At 51.7% G+C, this 18,753-nt stretch carries 19 protein-coding genes; 4 read left to right on the top strand and 15 right to left on the bottom strand.

Annotation, left to right across the window (positions count from 1 at the left end; translation table 11 throughout):
• The 5 genes from chrA to CEK71_RS18035 form a co-directional block, all read right to left on the bottom strand.
• Entirely contained in the window at positions 1-1,398 is a 1,398-nt protein-coding gene (gene chrA / locus CEK71_RS18055; protein WP_088620685.1) for a chromate efflux transporter, read from the bottom strand.
• A gap of 5 nt (positions 1,399-1,403) precedes the next feature.
• Positions 1,404-2,342: a chromate resistance protein ChrB domain-containing protein gene (locus tag CEK71_RS18050; RefSeq protein WP_088620684.1), complete on the bottom strand. Its 939-nt coding sequence runs from the start codon at positions 2,340-2,342 to the stop codon at positions 1,404-1,406.
• A gap of 186 nt (positions 2,343-2,528) precedes the next feature.
• Complete coding sequence (gene sucD, locus CEK71_RS18045; RefSeq protein ID WP_088620683.1) at positions 2,529-3,416, bottom strand: succinate--CoA ligase subunit alpha; 888 nt, start codon at positions 3,414-3,416, stop codon at positions 2,529-2,531.
• Positions 3,417-3,425: 9 nt separating this feature from the next.
• A complete protein-coding gene (locus CEK71_RS18040; protein WP_088620682.1) occupies positions 3,426-4,613 on the bottom strand; it encodes a malate--CoA ligase subunit beta in 1,188 nt (395 codons plus the stop codon).
• A gap of 58 nt (positions 4,614-4,671) precedes the next feature.
• Complete coding sequence (locus CEK71_RS18035; protein ID WP_088620681.1) at positions 4,672-5,622, bottom strand: HpcH/HpaI aldolase/citrate lyase family protein; 951 nt, start codon at positions 5,620-5,622, stop codon at positions 4,672-4,674.
• Between the two features lie 365 nt (positions 5,623-5,987).
• Between CEK71_RS18035 and CEK71_RS18030 the strand changes: the two genes are divergently transcribed.
• A complete protein-coding gene (locus tag CEK71_RS18030) occupies positions 5,988-7,154 on the top strand; it encodes an aminotransferase class V-fold PLP-dependent enzyme (RefSeq protein ID WP_088620680.1) in 1,167 nt (388 codons plus the stop codon).
• A 351-nt stretch (positions 7,155-7,505) separates the two neighbouring features.
• Here CEK71_RS18030 and CEK71_RS22775 read toward each other — a convergent pair whose 3' ends face one another.
• Positions 7,506-7,658 (bottom strand): hypothetical protein, encoded by a 153-nt coding sequence (locus CEK71_RS22775; RefSeq protein WP_157679388.1) that lies wholly within the window; start codon positions 7,656-7,658, stop codon positions 7,506-7,508.
• Positions 7,659-7,660: 2 nt separating this feature from the next.
• On the opposite strand from CEK71_RS22775, the gene CEK71_RS18025 reads away from it, so the two are divergent.
• A complete protein-coding gene (locus CEK71_RS18025; protein WP_088620679.1) occupies positions 7,661-8,632 on the top strand; it encodes a 2-hydroxyacid dehydrogenase in 972 nt (323 codons plus the stop codon).
• Between the two features lie 156 nt (positions 8,633-8,788).
• Positions 8,789-9,028: a TIGR02647 family protein gene (locus CEK71_RS18020; RefSeq protein ID WP_088620678.1), complete on the top strand. Its 240-nt coding sequence runs from the start codon at positions 8,789-8,791 to the stop codon at positions 9,026-9,028.
• Positions 9,029-9,089: 61 nt separating this feature from the next.
• On the opposite strand, the gene CEK71_RS18015 is transcribed toward CEK71_RS18020, so the two are convergent.
• The 8 genes from CEK71_RS18015 to CEK71_RS17980 form a co-directional block, all read right to left on the bottom strand.
• The gene (locus tag CEK71_RS18015) at positions 9,090-9,566 is read right to left on the bottom strand and encodes a hypothetical protein (RefSeq protein WP_088620677.1); all 477 of its coding nucleotides are present in this window, start codon (positions 9,564-9,566) and stop codon (positions 9,090-9,092) included.
• Positions 9,567-9,642: 76 nt separating this feature from the next.
• The gene (locus CEK71_RS23285) at positions 9,643-9,975 is read right to left on the bottom strand and encodes a hypothetical protein (protein ID WP_198328306.1); all 333 of its coding nucleotides are present in this window, start codon (positions 9,973-9,975) and stop codon (positions 9,643-9,645) included.
• 134 nt (positions 9,976-10,109) lie between these two features.
• On the bottom strand, positions 10,110-11,717 hold the full coding sequence (locus CEK71_RS18005; RefSeq protein ID WP_088620675.1) for an NAD(P)/FAD-dependent oxidoreductase: 1,608 nt from the start codon (positions 11,715-11,717) through the stop codon (positions 10,110-10,112).
• A 146-nt stretch (positions 11,718-11,863) separates the two neighbouring features.
• Positions 11,864-13,015 (bottom strand): J domain-containing protein, encoded by a 1,152-nt coding sequence (locus CEK71_RS18000; protein WP_088620674.1) that lies wholly within the window; start codon positions 13,013-13,015, stop codon positions 11,864-11,866.
• Positions 13,016-13,177: 162 nt separating this feature from the next.
• Complete coding sequence (locus CEK71_RS17995) at positions 13,178-13,726, bottom strand: response regulator transcription factor (RefSeq protein WP_088621683.1); 549 nt, start codon at positions 13,724-13,726, stop codon at positions 13,178-13,180.
• Positions 13,680-15,086, bottom strand: coding sequence for an ATP-binding protein (locus tag CEK71_RS17990; RefSeq protein ID WP_198328304.1), 1,407 nt, complete (start codon positions 15,084-15,086; stop codon positions 13,680-13,682). The genes CEK71_RS17995 and CEK71_RS17990 overlap by 47 nt, the downstream gene beginning before the upstream one ends.
• Before the next feature lie 7 nt (positions 15,087-15,093).
• Complete coding sequence (locus CEK71_RS17985; RefSeq protein ID WP_088620673.1) at positions 15,094-16,266, bottom strand: NnrS family protein; 1,173 nt, start codon at positions 16,264-16,266, stop codon at positions 15,094-15,096.
• Positions 16,263-17,066: a ferritin-like domain-containing protein gene (locus CEK71_RS17980; protein ID WP_088620672.1), complete on the bottom strand. Its 804-nt coding sequence runs from the start codon at positions 17,064-17,066 to the stop codon at positions 16,263-16,265. Before CEK71_RS17980 ends, CEK71_RS17985 begins: the two co-directional genes overlap by 4 nt.
• Before the next feature lies 1 nt (position 17,067).
• Between CEK71_RS17980 and CEK71_RS17975 the strand changes: the two genes are divergently transcribed.
• The gene (locus tag CEK71_RS17975; protein WP_088620671.1) at positions 17,068-17,430 is read left to right on the top strand and encodes a VanZ family protein; all 363 of its coding nucleotides are present in this window, start codon (positions 17,068-17,070) and stop codon (positions 17,428-17,430) included.
• Between the two features lie 126 nt (positions 17,431-17,556).
• Here CEK71_RS17975 and CEK71_RS17970 read toward each other — a convergent pair whose 3' ends face one another.
• A complete protein-coding gene (locus tag CEK71_RS17970) occupies positions 17,557-18,333 on the bottom strand; it encodes a hypothetical protein (RefSeq protein ID WP_088620670.1) in 777 nt (258 codons plus the stop codon).
• Between the last annotated feature and the right edge of the window lie 420 nt (positions 18,334-18,753).

The following is an 18,753-nucleotide window of genomic DNA, read 5'->3' as shown; positions in this document are numbered from 1 at the left end:
TTAAGCTCCCGTCATTGCTGTAGCCAATAAGGCCATAACCCAAGGCTTGGCCAATGTCACCGCCAAACCCAACACCCCCGCACTAACAATAACCTTAATCACGCCGATTTTATAACGTAATAAAGCCAGCAACGCCAAAGCCGACACCACCGCCGCGACGGCATCAAACGCCCCCGCCCAACCCGACGGCCAAAACACATGCCACGCAAAGAATAACGCCAAGTTGAGGATCACCCCAACCACAGCGGCGGTAATGGCAGTCAGCGGAGCGGTAAAATGCAAGTTACCGTGGGTGGATTCAATCAGCGGCCCGCCTGCCAGCACAAATAAAAAACTCGGTAAAAAGGTGAAATAAGTGACCACAGTCGCTGCTACCGCCCCTGCCCAAAACAAAGCCTCGCCACCGAACAGGGCTTGTGTCCAACCCGCGACAAAACCGACAAACGTCACCACCATAATCAGCGGCCCTGGGGTGGTTTCGCCCAAGGCTAGGCCATCTATCATCTGTTGCGGGATCAGCCAATGGTAATGCTCCACCGCCCCCTGATAGACATAAGGCAGCACCGCATACGCCCCACCAAAGGTTAACAACGCCGCTTTGGTGAAGAACCAGCCCATTTGCGTGAGGGCATTATCCCAGCCGTACTGCACGGTCAGCCAAGCCATCGGCACTAGCCACAATATGCCGCCGACCGCCGCCAGCATCAGCAAGCGCGAACCTTTAAAAACCGTATGCGCCAGTTTGGGCGTGTCATCGTCAATAAGGGCGGGGCCGAAAGACTTATCGGCTTTACCATGCCCACCGCCCGCTTTAAAGGTATCCGGCGTAAACCGTCCACCCACATAGCCAATCACCGCCGCCGTGGCGACAATCGCCGGAAACGGCACGTCAAAGGCAAAAATCGCCACAAACGACAACCCCGCCAACGCCCATAAGACACGGTTTTTTAACGCCCGCGAGCCGATACGGTGCGCGGCCTGCAACACAATAGCCGTCACCGCCGGCTTAATGCCATAAAACAGCCCCGCCACCCATGGCACATCGCCAAAGGCGACATAACACCACGATAAGGCAATCAAAATAAACAACGACGGCAAAACAAACAGCACCCCAGCGATAATGCCACCCCACGTTTTGTGCATCAGCCAGCCGATATAAATCGCCAATTGCTGGGCTTCCGGCCCCGGCAATAACATACAAAAATTCAGTGCATGCAAAAACCGCCGCTCAGAAATCCAACGGCGGCTCTCCACCAGCTCTTGGTGCATAATGGCAATTTGCCCCGCCGGACCGCCAAAACTGATAAAGCCCATTTTTAGCCAAAACTTAAAAGCCGTTGCCAAAGACACGGCGGCAGGCCTTGTTACGGCGGATGCCGTGCTGCTTGTTTTTGCCATTCCCCTTACTCCTCTGTTGCCATTGCAAAAGCCGCCAGCAGACCGTCAAACACGCCGCTGGCCGCCGCCAAAAGTTGCCCGTCATCGTTAAACGTTGCCGACAAGCCCTTCAATACCGATTCCACACCGCTAGCTTCGGCGACCTGTACGCCGCCAACATCCAAATAATGCACTAGAGCCGCCAAGCGCTTCAAGGCGGCCGTCTCTAGCTGAAAACGGATTAATAACACCTCAAAGCTGACGTAAGAGCCGACATGGGTAAACGCCGCGCCGTCAAAATCAAACCCCAAAGCCTCCGGCGGACAAGCCGACGGCGTTTCCAACCACACAAACCGCGCTTGCGGGTCAATAAAGCGGCGGATCAGCCACGCACAGGCCAAACGGTCTGCCCACGGTCGGCAACGTGTCGCCCACAAACGGTTTTGATAATCGGCGCAACGTAACGGTGCCAGCACCGCATCGGTAGGCTGAGGCTCATCAGGTGCAACCAACCGCCGGATAGCACTATCAAGCTCGGCTAAGGCGGCACCGACTTGCTGTTGCGCAGCATTGGGGAAAAAATCAATCGCGGCCAATTGCGTAAACTCTTTACGCAGCTTGGCGGTTTTTTTCAAAATATCGGGGGGCAAACCCGCCGCCACGCCCTGCCGCTCCGCCTGAATGGCCTGTAACAACACGGCATAATCGCCGTCACGCCGGAAGAGCGCGGGCAAATCCATCGTCTCGTCCAAGGCCGCTATTTTCAGCAGATAAGCCGTGCCGCCACAGCGCTGCACATCGGCCTGCACCGCTTGGAAAGCCGTCAGACACGCAAGCTGCTCCGGCAACAGATAAACCCCGTCACGCAACACCGCCGCGCCCGACGCTTTAATAGCCCGCCACGCCCGCATCCGTCCGGCGGTGTTGTCGGTGGAAAGAGAGATAATCAACAATAAAGTATTCATGTCTTTATTATAACTTTTTTGTTACAAATATAACAAAACATTTAAGGCTTGGCGATTTTTAATATGCCTTAAAACGCAAACCACCAAAATTCAGGCACAAAAAAAGGAGTAAAACAGACGTTTTACCCCTTTTTCATCACCCTGCTACCGCACCATACAGCGCAATAGGCTTATTTCCAGCAATTTTTACAGCTTAGCCAATACTTCCGCCACAGTCGCGCCCATCGCCGCCGGGGTCGGGCTGATAATCACGCCCAACTCCCTCAGCATAGCGACTTTTTCCGCCGCGCTTTCGCCCGCCGAGGAAATAATCGCCCCGGCATGGCCCATGCGACGGCCTTCGGGGGCGGTCAAACCGGCAATATATGCCACAACCGGCTTAGTCATATTGTCCCGCGCCCACAACCCGGCTTCCACTTCTTGCGGGCCACCGATTTCGCCGATCATCACCACCACTTTAGTCTCCGGGTCTGCCTCAAACATTTCCAGAATATCGCGGTGCGAGCTGCCGTTAATCGGGTCGCCGCCGATACCGACCGAGGTGGAAATACCGATACCCAAACGTTTGAGCTGGTCAGCGGCTTCGTAACCTAAAGTACCTGAACGGCCAACAATACCGACATTGCCTTGCTGATAAATATGCCCCGGCATAATGCCCAGCATGGAGCGGCCTGGGCTGATGGTGCCCGCACAGTTAGGGCCGGTCAACACCATGCGCTGTTCTTTCGGGAAGCGGCGCAGGAAGTTTTTCACCGTCATCATGTCTTGGGTAGGGATACCGTCAGTAATCGCCACACAGTATTTAATGCCTGCATCAGCGGCTTCCATAATGGAATCGGCGGCAAACGCGGGCGGTACAAAGACGATGCTGGCTTCCGCGCCGACTTGCTGCACGGCTTCTTTGACCGTATTAAAAACCGGCAAGCCTAAATGGGTTTGGCCGCCTTTGCCGGGGGTGACGCCACCGACGACTTGCGAGCCATAGTTAAGCATGTCTTGGGCATGAAAACTGCCGATTTTTCCGGTAAAGCCTTGAACGATGATGCGGGTGGTTTCGTTAATTAAAATAGCCATAATATTTCCTTAAGCCGCTGTAGTACGGGCAACAACTTCATTACGCGCTTGTACGGCCTTTTCCGCCGCTTCCGCCAACGTTTCAGCGGTGATGATAGGCAAGCCGCTTTCCTTAATGATCCGTTGGCCTTCTTCGACGTTTGTACCGGATAATCTGACGATCAGCGGCACTTTCATATCAATTTTTCTGACCGCCTGCACCACCCCTTCGGCAATCCAATCGCAACGGTTAATACCCGCAAAAATATTGACCAGCATGGCTTTAACGTTTTTATCCGCCAGTACCAAACGGAAAGCTTTCTCGGTACGTTCAGCGGAAGCACCACCGCCCACGTCCAAGAAATTGGCTGGCTCACCGCCCGCCAACTTAATCATGTCCATTGTCGCCATTGCCAAGCCCGCGCCGTTAATCATACAGCCGATGTCGCCATCTAGGCCGACATAGCTTAAGCCACGGTCAGCGGCAGCGGTTTCGCGGGGGTCTTCTTGGGTCTTATCACGCAATTCGGAGATTTTCAGTTGCCGGAACAGGGCGTTCTCATCAAAGCCCATTTTCGCATCCAAAGCCAGCAACTCATTATTGCGGGTGATGACCAAGGGGTTGATCTCCAACATACTGGCATCCAAATCACGCAGGGCGCGGTAACAGCCCCGGATGGTTTTGACAGCATGGCTGATGATTTCGGCATCCAAACCTAACGCAAAAGCCATTTCCCTAGCCTGATAATCTTGCAGGCCGACCGCAGGCTCAATATAAATCTTGGTGATGGCTTCGGGATTGGTCACTGCCAACTCTTCAATATCCATACCGCCTTGGGCGGAGCCGACCATCACAATACGCTCAGAACTACGGTCGACCAGAAAGCAAAAATACAATTCTTTGGCAATATCAGTACCCGCTTCAATATACAAACGGGCGCAAACCTTACCCGCAGGGCCGGTCTGATGCGTGACCAAACGTTTACCTAACAGGGCTTCGGCGGCAGCTTCGACTTCATCATGCGTTTTGCAGATTTTAATGCCACCTGCCTTACCGCGCGCGCCCGAATGGATCTGAGCCTTAACCGCCCAAACATGACCGCCGATTTCTCTGGCACGTTGCACCGCATCTTCAGGACTATACGCTAAGCCCCCTTCAGCGGTTTTTATACCATAACCGCTTAAAATTTCTTTTGCTTGATACTCATGAATATCCACAGCATCTCCTTTATGTCTAGTTGAATGCAGATGCCACTACCGTCACCTGCCAAAATAATTATTTTTGTTTCGCCGCAATCGCTTCCGCCGCTTTTACCACGTTATTGGCCATCCGTTCCGAAGCGGCATCAATCAAGCGCCCGTCTAACGCTGCCGCACCCTTGCCTTGTGCCGCCGCTTCTTGCAGAGCCACCAAAATGCGTTTGGCTTTTTCAACTTCTGCCGCAGGCGGGGTAAACACTTCGTTAGCCAACGCCACTTGCGAAGGATGGATAGCCCACTTGCCTTCGCAACCTAAAGCCGCCGCCCGTTTAGCCGCCGCCACATAACCGTCAGGGTCTTTAAAATCGCCGAAGGGGCCGTCAATAGGGCGCAAGCCATAAGCGCGGCAGGCCACGGTCATACGGCTGATGGCCGCGTGCCATTGGTCGCCCGGATAATCAGGGTTAAGGCCGCCGATATTCGTCGTGCGGGCGCGGTTGCTGGCGGCATAATCGGCAACGCCAAAATGCAGGGCTTCTAAACGTCCACACGCGCCTTGGCGGGCAATATCTTCGACATTGGCCATACCTAAGGCGGTTTCAATCAAGGCTTCAATGCCGATTTTATTTTTCAGGCCTTGCTGCATTTCCAATTGGTTGAGCATAGCTTCGACCATGTACACATCAGCATAAACGCCGACTTTCGGAATCAAAATCGTGTCGATCTTACTGCCGGCCTGTTCGACCAAATCCACTACGTCACGCACCATATACTGGGTATCCAGGCCATTGATGCGCACGGAAACGGTCACGCCATGACCTTGCCAATCCAAATCGTTAATGGCCTCGATGATGTTCTTTCTGGCGCGTAGCTTGTCGTCAGGGGCGACCGCATCTTCCAAATCCAAAAAAATAAAATCCGCGCCACTCTTCATCGCTTTTTCGAACATATCGGGGTTAGAACCCGGAACAGCCAATTCGCAGCGCTGTACCCGTTGGACTGACGCTGTATATAAAGTGTGACTCATCTGTACATTCCTGCTTTTTGGGTGTTAACGTACTGACCAGCAGTACCTGAAAAAAATAATTCTGGCATACCCCAGAAACAAATAAATCGCCCATTCTACTTTCAGACACCGTAAAGTCAATTGTTACCGCGAGAAATCGTCAATGAAATCTTGCCGATTGGCAGTGGCTATGTCATCATTGCTCGTTTTTTTGCTGAGACTTTATTAAAAACTGCCAACGGCCTTATACTTAGGGCTGGCAGTTGGCCTATTTTTTTAAATAAAGTCAACCACCTGCACCTGTCCGCACTGCCGCGCCGCACGGGTACCCCGTGGTACGGCGCGGCACGCCCTTACTTAACCTTACATTTACAAGAGGAATCCCCATGGCTGGTCGTAACCACCTTTATATCCCAGGCCCGACTAACGTCCCTAACGAAGTGCTGAACGCCATGCACGTCACCATGGAAGATCACCGCTCGCCGGTGTTCCCCAAATTGCTGACCCCCTTATTACAAGATTTGAAAAAAATCTTTAACACCGAAACCGGACAAGCCTTTATTTTTCCGGCCACGGGCACGGCAGGTTGGGAAGTGGCGCTGACCAACACCTTAAACCCTGGCGATAAGGTCTTGATCTACCGCTTCGGCCAATTCAGCCACTTGTGGGCGGAAATGGCGAAACGCCTAGGCTTTGATGTCGAAATCCACCAAGAAACTTGGGGCAAAGGCATTCCCTTAGACAAACTGGAAGCCCGCCTGAAAGAAGACACTAACCACGACATTAAAGCCGTGTTAGCCACCCATAACGAAACCGCCACCGGTGTCACCAGCGACATTGGCGGGGTGCGTAAAGCGATGGACGCAGCCAACCACCCCGCTTTTTTGTTTGTTGACGGCGTAAGTTCTATCGCCAGCCTAGACTTCCGCATGGACGAATGGGGTGTGGACGGTGCAATCAGCGGCTCACAAAAAGGCTTTATGCTGCCTGCGGGCGGCGCGTTCCTGGCGTTCAGCCAAAAAGCCCTGCAAGCCGTGGAAACCTCAACCTACCCACGGTGCTTTTTGGATCTGAAAGACCAAATGACCAACAACGCCGCTGGATATACCCCTTACACGCCTAACCTGCCTATCCTGTACGGTTTGCGCAAAGCCTTAGACCTGTTGCTGGAAGAAGGCATGGAAAATGTCTACGCCCGCCATTACCGCCTTGCAAAAGGCACACGCAAAGCAGTCGCCGCATGGGGCTTAGGCTTATGCGCCCATCCAGGCTTTGAGTCCAACACCGTCACAGCGGTGGTCGTGCCTGAAGACAAAGACGCGCGTCTGGTCATCAGCACCGCGTTCAGCAAATACAATATTTCGCTGGGTGCAGGCCTGTCCGAATTGGCGGGTAAAGTGTTCCGTATCGGCCATGTCGGCGATATGAACGACGTATCCATGCTCGGCGCGATTGCGGGCGTAGAAATGGCGTTATTGGATTGCGGTTTTGCCATCCAACCCGGTAGCGGTGTCGCGGCGGCGATTGAGTATTATCGCGCGACGGCGAAATAGTTACAAAATCCGCAACAAAGCTTAAGATCCGAGGCGGCGTGAGGGCGCCTCGGCTCAGCGTTTTTGGGTTTTAATTGGGCCAGTATCAAAATAGCCTTGCGTTATCTGGATACTGGCTTATTATTTAAAGACTTTTTTAAATCCGCCGAAGCCCTGCTGAATAATTCCAACAGCACGGAAATAGATTTTAGAAACTTAATAAGCCGCTCATGCTACGCGGTATTTTTATTAAGCTAGGACATTGCCGCAACATTCCCTATCCCTATAGATGAATCGGCATACCAGCAACTAGGAAGCCACGAAAAAGTCTTCATTAAATGTGAACGACATGACAACAACCATTGACAAAGATTAGGCGGATTCATCCGACAACGCCGAAACAAACGCACCAAAGCCGACTACGACATTCATTTGCATATCAATCGTGCCGAAGCTGCCCAACACTTCCATGCAGTCAAAAGCTTGCTTGCCAAACTTGAAGCCCTTAAAAATACGGAGCCTCATCCATGAACAAACCCAAAATCATCGTCACCCGCCGCTGGCCCGCCGAAGTCGAAACCCAGCTTAAAGACTTGTACGACGTGCAACTCAACGAATCCGACATCCCCATGAACGCCGAGCAACTCAAGCTCGCCATGCAAACCGCCGATGCCTTATTGCCCACCGTCACCGACCCGATTACCGCAGACATTATCGGTGTAGAAAACCGGCGGGTGCAAATCATCGGCAACTTTGGCGTGGGTTACAATAATATCGACATTAACGCCGCCAAGGCACACGGCATCGCCGTCACCAACACCCCCCATGTCCTCACCGACTGCACCGCCGACATCGCCATGCTGTTGCTGCTGATGTCCGCCCGCCGCGCCGCCGAAGGTGAACGGCTCATCCTGAATGGGCAATGGACAGGCTGGGGGCCTACGCAACTGGTCGGGCAAAAAGTCACCGGCAAAACCCTAGGCCTGATCGGCTTTGGCCGTATCGCCCAAGCAATGGCGCGTAAAGCCCACCACGGCTTCGGCATGAAAATCCTCTTTTATGTGCCGTCTACGCCCGATCCGGCAATCGTCGAAGAATTGCAAGCGGTACGCTGCCATAGCGTCGAAGAACTGCTGACCGAAGCCCATTTCGTGTCATTGCATTGCCCCGGTGGCGCGGCCACCAAACACCTGCTGAACGAACAACGCCTGAAACTGATGCGCCCGTCCGCGCACTTGATTAACACCGCGCGTGGCGACGTAGTGGACAGCAACGCCCTGATTAAGGCCTTAACAGAACACTGGATCGCCGGAGCAGGCCTAGATGTTTACGAAGGCGAGCCAAACCTTAACCCCGGCTTTTTGGGGCTGGATAACGTCACCTTATTGCCGCATTTGGGCAGTGCCAGTGAAGAAACACGGGTAGCGATGGGCAATAGGGTCTTGAATAATATCGCGGCATTTTTTGCCGGCACCGAACCACCCGACCGCGTGGTATAAACGTGCTTGCTAAACAACCCTGTCAGGGTGTACGGTACACCATCCTTGCGCCACTTGCGCATTGGTTCACAATAATAAAAGCAACATCGGGGTAAGCACTACCCTAATATCCGCCGAAACCCGCAAAGGTTTTGGCACACCACACGAGAATAAACGATGAATTATACCCAAGACACCATTGACGAACTGAACTTGTTGGCCCGTTACAATCTGGACACCACCCTGGCAGGCCTTAAAGTCCACAGCTCCAGCGCCAGCCCAGCCACCGTAGCCGCCGCCCAACGCCTACACAGCAAAGGCCTGACCACCCAAGCAGACGGCGGTTACCTAACCACCATCGGCCACGAAGCGGCAGAAATGGCACAGACTTTGTTTAATTTGTTGAATCCGGTTTAAAGCCTGATGGTAGGCTAACAAGGCGTAACACCCTGTTAGCTTACCGCTCCCCGCAGTGACCTTATTTTTTTGTCAAGTTAACGCCACATTTTTTTAGATTTGCCGTATTGTACCCGCCGATTGCCAAAGTATTGCCAATCTGTCTGGCACTCACAATATCATTCGCATCCATGCACCCCCACCAACCATAACTACTATTAGCAACCTTACCCCAAGAGTAATTGGTATAAGAGCTGAGCTTATCTATTCCCGCCGCCCTTAAGTCCAATTCATACGGATGGCCTAAAATAATGCCGGTCACCCAATTTGCTTGAAAAGTATAACCAAAATCACCAGAGCATGACAGTGCTGCTTCCGTACGTCCTCCCTGAAGTACCGTAGTCACTACCGTACAAGTAGCACCTTGCCCATCTATATAGGTTCCGGGAATAAATGTGTTAGCGGGCAAATTTGGCGAAAGCCCAATAGTCACCTTAGCATTAGTGGTATCTATCTTACCGTCGCTTAACACGCTTAAGTCAATATATAGCCAAGCCAATATAATTTGATATGATAATAGGCTATTGTAAAAACGATCATCTTGAATGGAAAACGAATGGCTTATCCAGCGGCATTCAGAAAAAAACTGCTTTCAGTGATGAAAGAACAGGGCCTGACCATCCCGGAAGCCGCCGCAACCTTTCACGCAGCGTGTTGTACTTTTGCCCCAGCAGCGGCGACAACACGTCGGCCACGGCGGTCAGGCTGCATGAACGCGCGACGACCATGCCAAAACTCCACAACGCCAAGCCCAATGCCTCTGGCTTGCTGAGGGACGGAAAATGCATGGCAATCGTGTCGATCCATTGGTATAAGGCTAAAGCACAATAAAATGATGTCGTTCGTGGCGAGCCTGTCGAACCATCATAGCCCTTCGACAAGCTCAGGGCGAACGGTTTTACAATCAACTTATACTGTATTAGCTATAGTTCTGGATGGCGGGGCATGGCGGCACCTTCGGTAAACGGATGTTGATGACACTCATCAATTTACCCTCAACGCTTTGCCCCGTCACTTTTTAAAAACCTACACTTGTAAGCCCCTACTCATTCCTTAACATCGCCAAAGCCACCGCTTCGGCGACTTTAATACCATCTACCGCCGCCGACAAAATCCCACCCGCATAACCCGCCCCTTCGCCTGCCGGATATAGGCCTTTGGTGTTGATGCTTTGGTAATCTCCGTTACGTTTGATGCGGATAGGCGACGAAGTGCGGGTTTCCACGCCCGTCAACAACGCATCATCCATCGCAAAGCCTTTGATTTTTTTGCCGAAGGCGGGCAAGGCTTCGCGGATGGCGGTAATGGCATAATCAGGCAAGGCGGTGGACAAATCGCCCAGATGCACCCCCGGCGTGTACGAAGGCAAAACGCTGCCGAAGGTGGTCGAGGGGCGTTGGGCGAGGAAGTCGCCGACCAATTGCCCCGGCGCATCATAAGTGCCGCCGCCTAAGACAAAGGCATGGGCTTCTAACTGGCGTTGTAAGGCAATGCCCGCTAAGGGGTGGCCGGGGTAATCGGTTTCCGGGGTAATGCCGACCACAATACCGCTATTGGCGTTGCGTTCATTGCGCGAATATTGGCTCATACCATTAGTGACGACATGCCCCGCTTCCGAGGTCGCCGCCACCACTGTACCGCCCGGACACATGCAGAAACTGTACACGGAGCGGCCATTTTGGCAATGGTGGACAAGCTTATAATCCGCCGCGCCCAATAAGGGGTGTCCGGCAGCCGCGCCAAAGCGGCAGGTGTCGATTAAGGATTGCGGATGTTCGATACGCAATCCCACCGAAAATGGCTTGGCTTCGATATAAACACCGCGCTCATAGAGCATGGCAAAGGTATCCCGCGCACTATGGCCGACCGCACAGACGATATGGCGGCTACGCAAGGTTTCGCCGCTGGCGAGGGTCACGCCTTGGACTTGTCCGCCGCTAATCGCCAGATCATCAACCCGGCATTGGAAACGGATTTCCCCGCCTAAGGCCTCAATACTGGCCCGCATCTGCTCGACCATCGACACCAGCCGAAACGTGCCGATATGCGGCTTACTGACGCGTAAAATCTCTGCCGGCGCACCGGCTTTGACAAACTCAGTCAAGACCTTGCGGCCATAATGGTTAGGGTCTTTGATTTGGGTATAGAGCTTGCCGTCGGAGAATGTCCCCGCCCCGCCTTCACCAAACTGCACATTCGATTCGGGGTTAAACACCCGTTTGCGCCACAAACCGAAGGTGTCTTTAGTGCGTTCGCGCACTTCCTTGCCACGCTCCAAAATCAGCGGTTTAAAGCCCATTTGCGCCAAAATCAGCCCGACAAACAAACCGCACGGCCCCATGCCGATAATAATAGGCCGTTCGCTCAGGTTGCTGGGGGCTTGGCCGACGAAACGGTAAGTGGTGTCGGGGGTCGGCAAAATATGCGGGTCAGCGTGAAAACGCGCCAACACCTCCGCCTCATTGCTCAAGCTCACATCTAGGGTATAGACCAGCAAAATCGCCGCGCGTTTGCGGGCATCATTGCCTTGCCGAAAAATGGTATAGCCGTTTAGCTGCTCTGGGCTAATGCCTAGCCGCCCGATAATAGCGGCGCTCAGCATGGCTTCGGTATGGTCTAGGGGGAGTTTCAGTTCGGTGATTCTTAACATATCGGTTTTCGGTTAGGGCGGCAAGGTAACAAACGGTTACGGTATCCTTAGCCGCCGCCAAGGTAAGGATAAGCCGATAATAAAACGGGAGCACAAAGGCATAGTCCGCTGACCTGCCCTAACAGGCGTTAGGGCCATGCAGACTGTTAGCGAAAGTCAAAAGGATCGCCGCCAAACAGCTCATCAAAAGCATCCCGCCGCTTAGGCTTAGGTATCCGGTAAGCTTTTAGCCACGCCTTAAAGGTGGCCGGGTCGGCATGGTCTTGCAGGTCTTCTTTAATATAAGCAATATCTTGTTTGACCTGCCGCATATCGTGTGCAAGTTCCGCTAACAAATGTTTGGGGGTGATTTTGCCAAAAAACGGCATATTCAAACGCTCCATGAACGTCATCTCGATATGGCCTATTTCCTCTGTCAATTCCGCCAATTGTTCGCCGAGTATTTTATTAAAATGCTTTAAGCGGTCATCGGCGATATGGCCTAATTGCGCGGCATCCACCTGCTCCGCTTCCAATTGCAGTTCCAGCAATTGCAACAAATCTTTTTTGCCGTAAGCGGTATTGACGCGCTGCATCAGCTCGGTTTTACGCGCCCGCTCTTGCTCGTCCGGTTCGCGGTCAGGATGCAAGGCGGCGACCAGCTTACGGTAAATTTCCTGCACCGATTTACCCGCTAAGGCTTCGTCTTCCTGTTGCTTGGCTTCGCGTGCCAATTGCTTGACGGTTTTTTTCTTCGGTTTAGCGGCCTTTACGGCTTCTTCTGCCTCAGCCTGCTCGCGTAGCTTGTCTTGCAAATGGGCTTGGAATTTTTCTGGGGTGCTGACATCCACGTCGTCGTCAATATCGACCTTAAACATTTCTTTGGCGAGACCCTTTATCATCTCAGCCATGGCTTGCTCCTGTTCCTGCACCATCGCATCGTAGTCGGTGTCTTTGTATTTATTGAACAGAGCTTTCACCGCCTCCGACTCCATATCAACCACTAAATCATCACAGACCGCGCTGATAATATGCTTGATTTTGGCCTTATCGGTTTTCTTAAACTGCGGTTGCTCATAATACTGGTCTAATAATTGTAACCATTCCAAGCGGTAGCCGTTAAAGGTATCGAACAGCGGCTCGTATTCTTGCCCGACTTTTTGCTGGTAAACCGGAATGGTGTCTTTCCAGTCCAGCAACAATTTTTTATTTTTATCGATTTGTTTGATGAGGTTATTAAAGCGTTTTTGCGCCGCCGATAAGGTACTGCCTTGTTTTTTCGGGGCGATACGGATGGCTTTGGGGTCTTTGGCGGTCATGGGGGTGGCTCTTGGTAAAAAATAAAAAGTATCTGGACAAACTTCCTGATACTGTCTAAGGGATTATTATATAATCGATTGTTTATGTGCTTACCCTAAAAAACCGCGCCAGTTTGGTTTTGATACCTTGCCGGAACGGTTAACGGAGGGAGTCTGCAACACTCACTCCCGCACGGGCCGCTTATCCAACTTCCTTTGCAAAGTCCGACGGTGCATGTTCAAAGCCCGCGCCGCTGCCGAGATATTGCCGTCATACTGCATCAGCACTTTTTGCAAATGTTCCCATTCCAAGCGTTTCACCGATAAGGGGTTTTCGCTAATGGACACAGACGCATCGCCTTCGTTTTTATTCAGGGCGTTGACGATTTCGTCGGCGTTGGCGGGTTTGGTCAAGTAGTGGGTGGCACCGAGCTTGATGGCTTCGACGGCGGTGGCGATGCTGGCGAAACCCGTCAACATGACGATTTGGGTGTTATCGTCCAGCGAGATCAATTTTTTGACCAATTCCAACCCGGATTCATAGCCGATACGCAAATCTATCACCGCATATTCGGGCAGGTTTTGTTCGGCTAAGGCAATGCCGCTGCCGACATTATTGGCGACGAGGACTTCGTAATTGCGTTTTTCCAACGCCGCTTTTAAAACCTTGCAAAAGGTTTCGTCGTCATCCACCAGCAATAAACGGGGCTTGTCCAATTCCTGTAAGGTCATCATGTTGCTCTTCTGCATGTAAAAGGGGAATAGTAATCTCCACACAGGCACCGCCTGCGTCATGATTGTAAAGGTTAATTTTGCCGCCTAAACGTTGGATGGTGGAGTAGGTAAGAAACAGCCCGACCCCTAAGCCGCGTTTTTTACTGACCACAGGCTGTTTGCCGGCAAAATTAAGCAGTTCCGGGGGGAGACCGGTACCAAAATCACGGATACGGATAACCGCCTGTTGACGGCTCCAGTCGGCGTGGAATTCGATGCCTTTTTCTGGCGGTGAGGCTTCGGCGGCATTATTGAGGATATTAATGATCGAATGGGTCAGGGTACGCTCGGCGATAATTTGCGCATCAAACGGCACATCCGGGTCAATGACAAAACTGAGTTTGGTCGAGACCTTATGGGTGCGCCATTGTTTGATCACCTCGTCGATATATTCAGTCAGCAAGATGACGCGGCCAGATTCGGCGCGTAACTCCCCCGCCGAAGCCGACATCACCGACAAGGCGGCTTTGCAGCGTTCGATTTGCTGCTTCATAATCAGGGTCTTTTCGTGCAGATCCGGGAAACGGTGTTCGGGGTACTCTTGTTCCAACTCGTGGGCGACAATGGCGATTGTCCCCAGCGGTGTGCCCATATCGTGGGCCGCGCTGGCGGCTAAGGTACCGAGGGCGACCACGCGCTCATCACGCAGGGCATTTTCCCGCGCTTCGGCAAGGTTACGCTCTTGGATGCGCAGGGCAATCGCCAATTCGACGACAAAAAACGCCACCAAACCCGCACTGAACACAAAACCAAACCACATGCCGAAGATATGCAGGTTGAAATAGTGCTTGTCGCTCATGGCATGGGCTTGCTGCAACAGATCGTAGTTCATGGTCGAATGTAGCAAATGCGGGCTGGGCGAATGCGGCTCGATGGCGGGCAAAGGGATGTTAAACGCCATCAGCACCGTGTACATAGAGGTGGTGATAATCACCATATACCACGCATAAGAGTGCGGCAGCATGATGGCAGTGATGATCACCGGCAATAAAAACACCCAAATGATCGGGTTGGACGCACCGCCCGTCAAATACAGCAAGGCCCCGATAGCCACCACATCCATAATTAACTGGATGAACAGTTCCGTCTCGTTAACCGGTTCTTCGGCCTGGAGGCGCATGGAGGTGTAAAAGTTTAAGGCGCAGATCATAAATACTACCAGCCAGAGCTGTTGCTCAGGCAAGCGGATGTTCAGACCATACGTCGAGAGGATAATCAGCAAAGATTCGCTGAGGATCATCAGATTTCTTAAAATAAACAGCCAGCGCAGATTTTGCCGGGCGGAAAATTCGGATTTGGGGGAGACGTGTGAAAGCATGGCAGGGCTAACCTTCTTGGCCGTCTATGCGCGGCTGGGTCAAAATCGGCAAATAGATGAAGATGAATAACGCAAACGCCGCCAACCAACATAAAGTCGAGGCATAAATAAACCAGTCATAGCCGCCGGGTAAGGCCATGGGCAACAGCACCCGTAGCACCGCAGCCAGATTAATCAGCAGAAACGCCAAGGCAATGGCGTTGGAGACCCTCAGCGCCCGTCCGGTATGGCCTAACGCCACCCGCGCCATCATCCCTAAGGTGACTACGGCGATGCCGCCAACGGTAAAGGCATGTAAAGCCAAAGACGGGGCCACCCAGGCGTAGGCAGCTAAAGCCGTAAGGACAAACCCGGCGATAATCCAGCCATAGCCGACATACAACACCCACAGTAAGGGCACATAGCGGATTCTAGGCACATACCAGTTAGCGATGCGCAGGAAGTTGACCGTCGCGGCAAAGCCCGCACTCCACGCCAGCCAGCCGCCCGCCACGTCAGCCAATTGCAGGCTGAACACCAGCACGGCACCGGCAATAGCCAAGCCTTCAATGAGCGGGTTTTTCAGGATTAAAGTGCCGGAAATGGCGCGTTCGGTAAAAAACGGGTAAATGCGTCCGGCAATCACCAAAATTAGGATGATTAACGTCGCCAGCACCAGTTCCAGCCCGACGCTGGCAGTGTCGGCAAGACCGAGGGCTTGGGCATGGATCAGGCCGTTACCGACGCTTAAGACCAGTAATATCAGCACAAAAACCAGATTCTTATACTGCTTAGCCTGGACGATAGGTACGCCGACCCGGAACGCCAATAACGGCAAAAAAGCCAGATCGGCTAAGGCAATCAGGCCATCCGGCAACAGCCCCGCATAAAACGGCAAAATGCGCCCATACAGCCATAACAGGCATAAGCCCAACAACGCACCACCGGTGACGGTGGCGCGGCCTGTCCAGTTCTTCACGGCAGTGAGCAAAAAACCCGCCACCACAGCGACCGAATAACCTAAGAGCATTTCATGGGCGTGCCAAACATTCGGGGCGAAGTAATTGGCGTGTAGCCATTGGCCTTTCAACATGGCGTTCCACAGCAAGATGAGCATCAGTGCAGACAGGCCAGCGAGGACGAAAAACGCCCTAAAGCCCAAGGCAAACAGCGGGTAATCGAATAGTGTTTTTGTCTTCATGAGGATGCTTCTTCCAACCAGTCCAATTCAGTAGCAGAAAAGCCTGCAATTATACGCATTTCTCGGTTAAATGGGCCTTTTGGCTTGCCGCCTTGGTAGTAATGGCGGATTAACTGCCGATAATGGCTTTCCGGCTCCAAGCCTTGTTGGTTGCACAGGGTGTTAAACCAATAAGAGCCGCGTTCGACATGGCCGACCTCATCGGTCAAGATCCGTTGCAAGACCGCAATACTGGCAGTATCGTTCATAGCGGTGAATTTTTTGATGATGCCCGGTGTCACATCCAAGCCCCGCGCTTCCATACAGCGCGGCACTAAGGCCAAACGCGCCAGCACATCATCGGCGGTGTCCCTCGCATGATCCCAGAGGCCGCCATGGGCGGACAAGTCGCCGTATCCCAGACCTAAGGTCTGCAAATGGCGGCAAATCATTTCAAAATGCTGCGCCTCTTCGTCGGCAATGTTCAGCCAATCTTGATAGAATGCGTCAGGCAAGCCACGGAACCGATAAAGAATATCCCAGGCCAGATAAATCGCCATAAACTCAATATGGGCAATGGCATGGAAAAACGCCGCCACCCCGCCCGCTTGGGTCAGTTTGCGGTTAGGCACCAAACGCGGCGGCAACCACTGCGGCTGGGCCGGAAACGTGACGTGGCTAATATCCGCCACGGGCGTTAGCTGGGCGAGACTTAACTCGCCACGGCTACAACGGGCTTTCGCTTCATGGGTTAACGCCAATTTCTCGGCAATGTCCGCGTTATGCAAACAGGCTTGCGCGTAGTCAAACAGGTTATTCATTATGGTTAGAAGTATAGACGTTTTTGGGTTGTTGGCGTATTGCGGCTTTATTTATTGGCTGTCAGACCAGCCGTCCTTACCCGCACCGATGTGGTTTGCCGGACAAGACAAGCTCTACCACAGCGGGGCGTATTTTATCTTGGCGGTGCTGGCGTGGCGCGGTTTCCGCACCTTCGTCCAGCCGCCTATTATACTGGCGGTGGCCAGTATTGCTTTCAGCAGTTTATATGGGCTGTCTGACGAATGGCACCAAAGCTTTGTCCCTGGCCGCAGTTCCGACAGTATGGACTGGGTTGCGGATACCTTGGGGGCAAGCTTGGCGGCTTTATTGTTGTTTAGGTTTGGGGCAAAAATGCCGTTTTAAAGCAAACCATGGACGGTTTTTTCTTATGCTATCCCCATAAACCTTAAAGTAGGTGTTTTCATACAAACGGCAATTGTCAGGTCACGCCTATCGCTACTTGGCCTATAGCTAACCTGATGCTGCCAATTAGTATAAAGGTGATTTATAAAGATCAGATTGCATCACTTCATAGTGTTTATCGTAACGCCTTATAATTGATTTTACTATTTCTAAAAACCAAGGCTCGGCATTTGGAGCAACATAAATTTTTTCAATTAACACATCAAGATTAATTGCAGCCTGTAATCCATGAATGGTATTTTTTTGTTCATGGGGATTTTCATTTACTGTATAGCCATCTAATTTCTCAATAATAGCCCTGACTTCTTTCTCATGCCCGAAACTTTTTCGTTTATAAATAAAAGGCCTAAGTAAGTTGGCTGATGGGTGTTTACGGCGATCAAAATATTCAGTCTCATAGTCGATATATTTAACGTGTCCGAGATAGATTCGTTGGTCGGATATAAAGGCGTTTTTTAATTTTTGATATGTGGATTGAATAGCAATGCCCTCATTGCTTTTCAAATACAGTTTCCACATTGCGGCAGATTCATGGTTATTTAGATGCCAGCAATTGATAAATACATACTTTTTTCTTCTCTGACTTTTATCACAAAAAAACTCCATCTCGAGTCTTCTTTGTTCTTCAGTACGACTGCTTTTGTCAACATCAAGCATTTCTTCGACTGCCAAAATCTCCTCTTTGGGATAACAGCCTTCAAAAGGATCTTCAAATTTATCAGCTCTGGTAAAATATAATGCGCTTGATTCGAGCAGAGATATGAATTTTGTAAAATCCATATAACGCCAAACTTTTTCGTTTTCGTCTGATGGTTGCTCAAAAACCGGATGTACTTCATACATACAAAATTCCTAGTACCATAGGGTGGGCAAACATTTCTAATCTCTTTTTAATGACAGAGGCACAGACTGCCGCCCATAAACGCTTTCGGAAGGCTTGGTTTGATGCAGGGGTTTTAGATATAGTGTGTATCCAAAAGCGTACACTGTTACGGCTGGTAACGGCTAAAAACCGAGTGCCTTAGTAGGATATAGTGTTAATTAGCATAAAAATCAGCCTATTAACGGTATAAGACTATGTCGTCCGAATCAGCCTATACATTAGGAAACCGTTTTCTTGCCTTACCACGGCGGCTTTTGCCGGCCCTAAGCGGCCCTGTTGCACACCTGCGACAATATGTCACATTTTTAATTGCACTCTGTGTTGATATTATTAACCTAACTTTTGAAGCTCCTAGAGCTTACTTGGCTGAAAGTTGCGTT

It is taken from the genome of Methylovulum psychrotolerans, assembly GCF_002209385.1.
In the GTDB taxonomy this organism is placed as follows: domain Bacteria; phylum Pseudomonadota; class Gammaproteobacteria; order Methylococcales; family Methylomonadaceae; genus Methylovulum; species Methylovulum psychrotolerans.
This window is presented reverse-complemented; position numbering and strand designations above follow the sequence as displayed.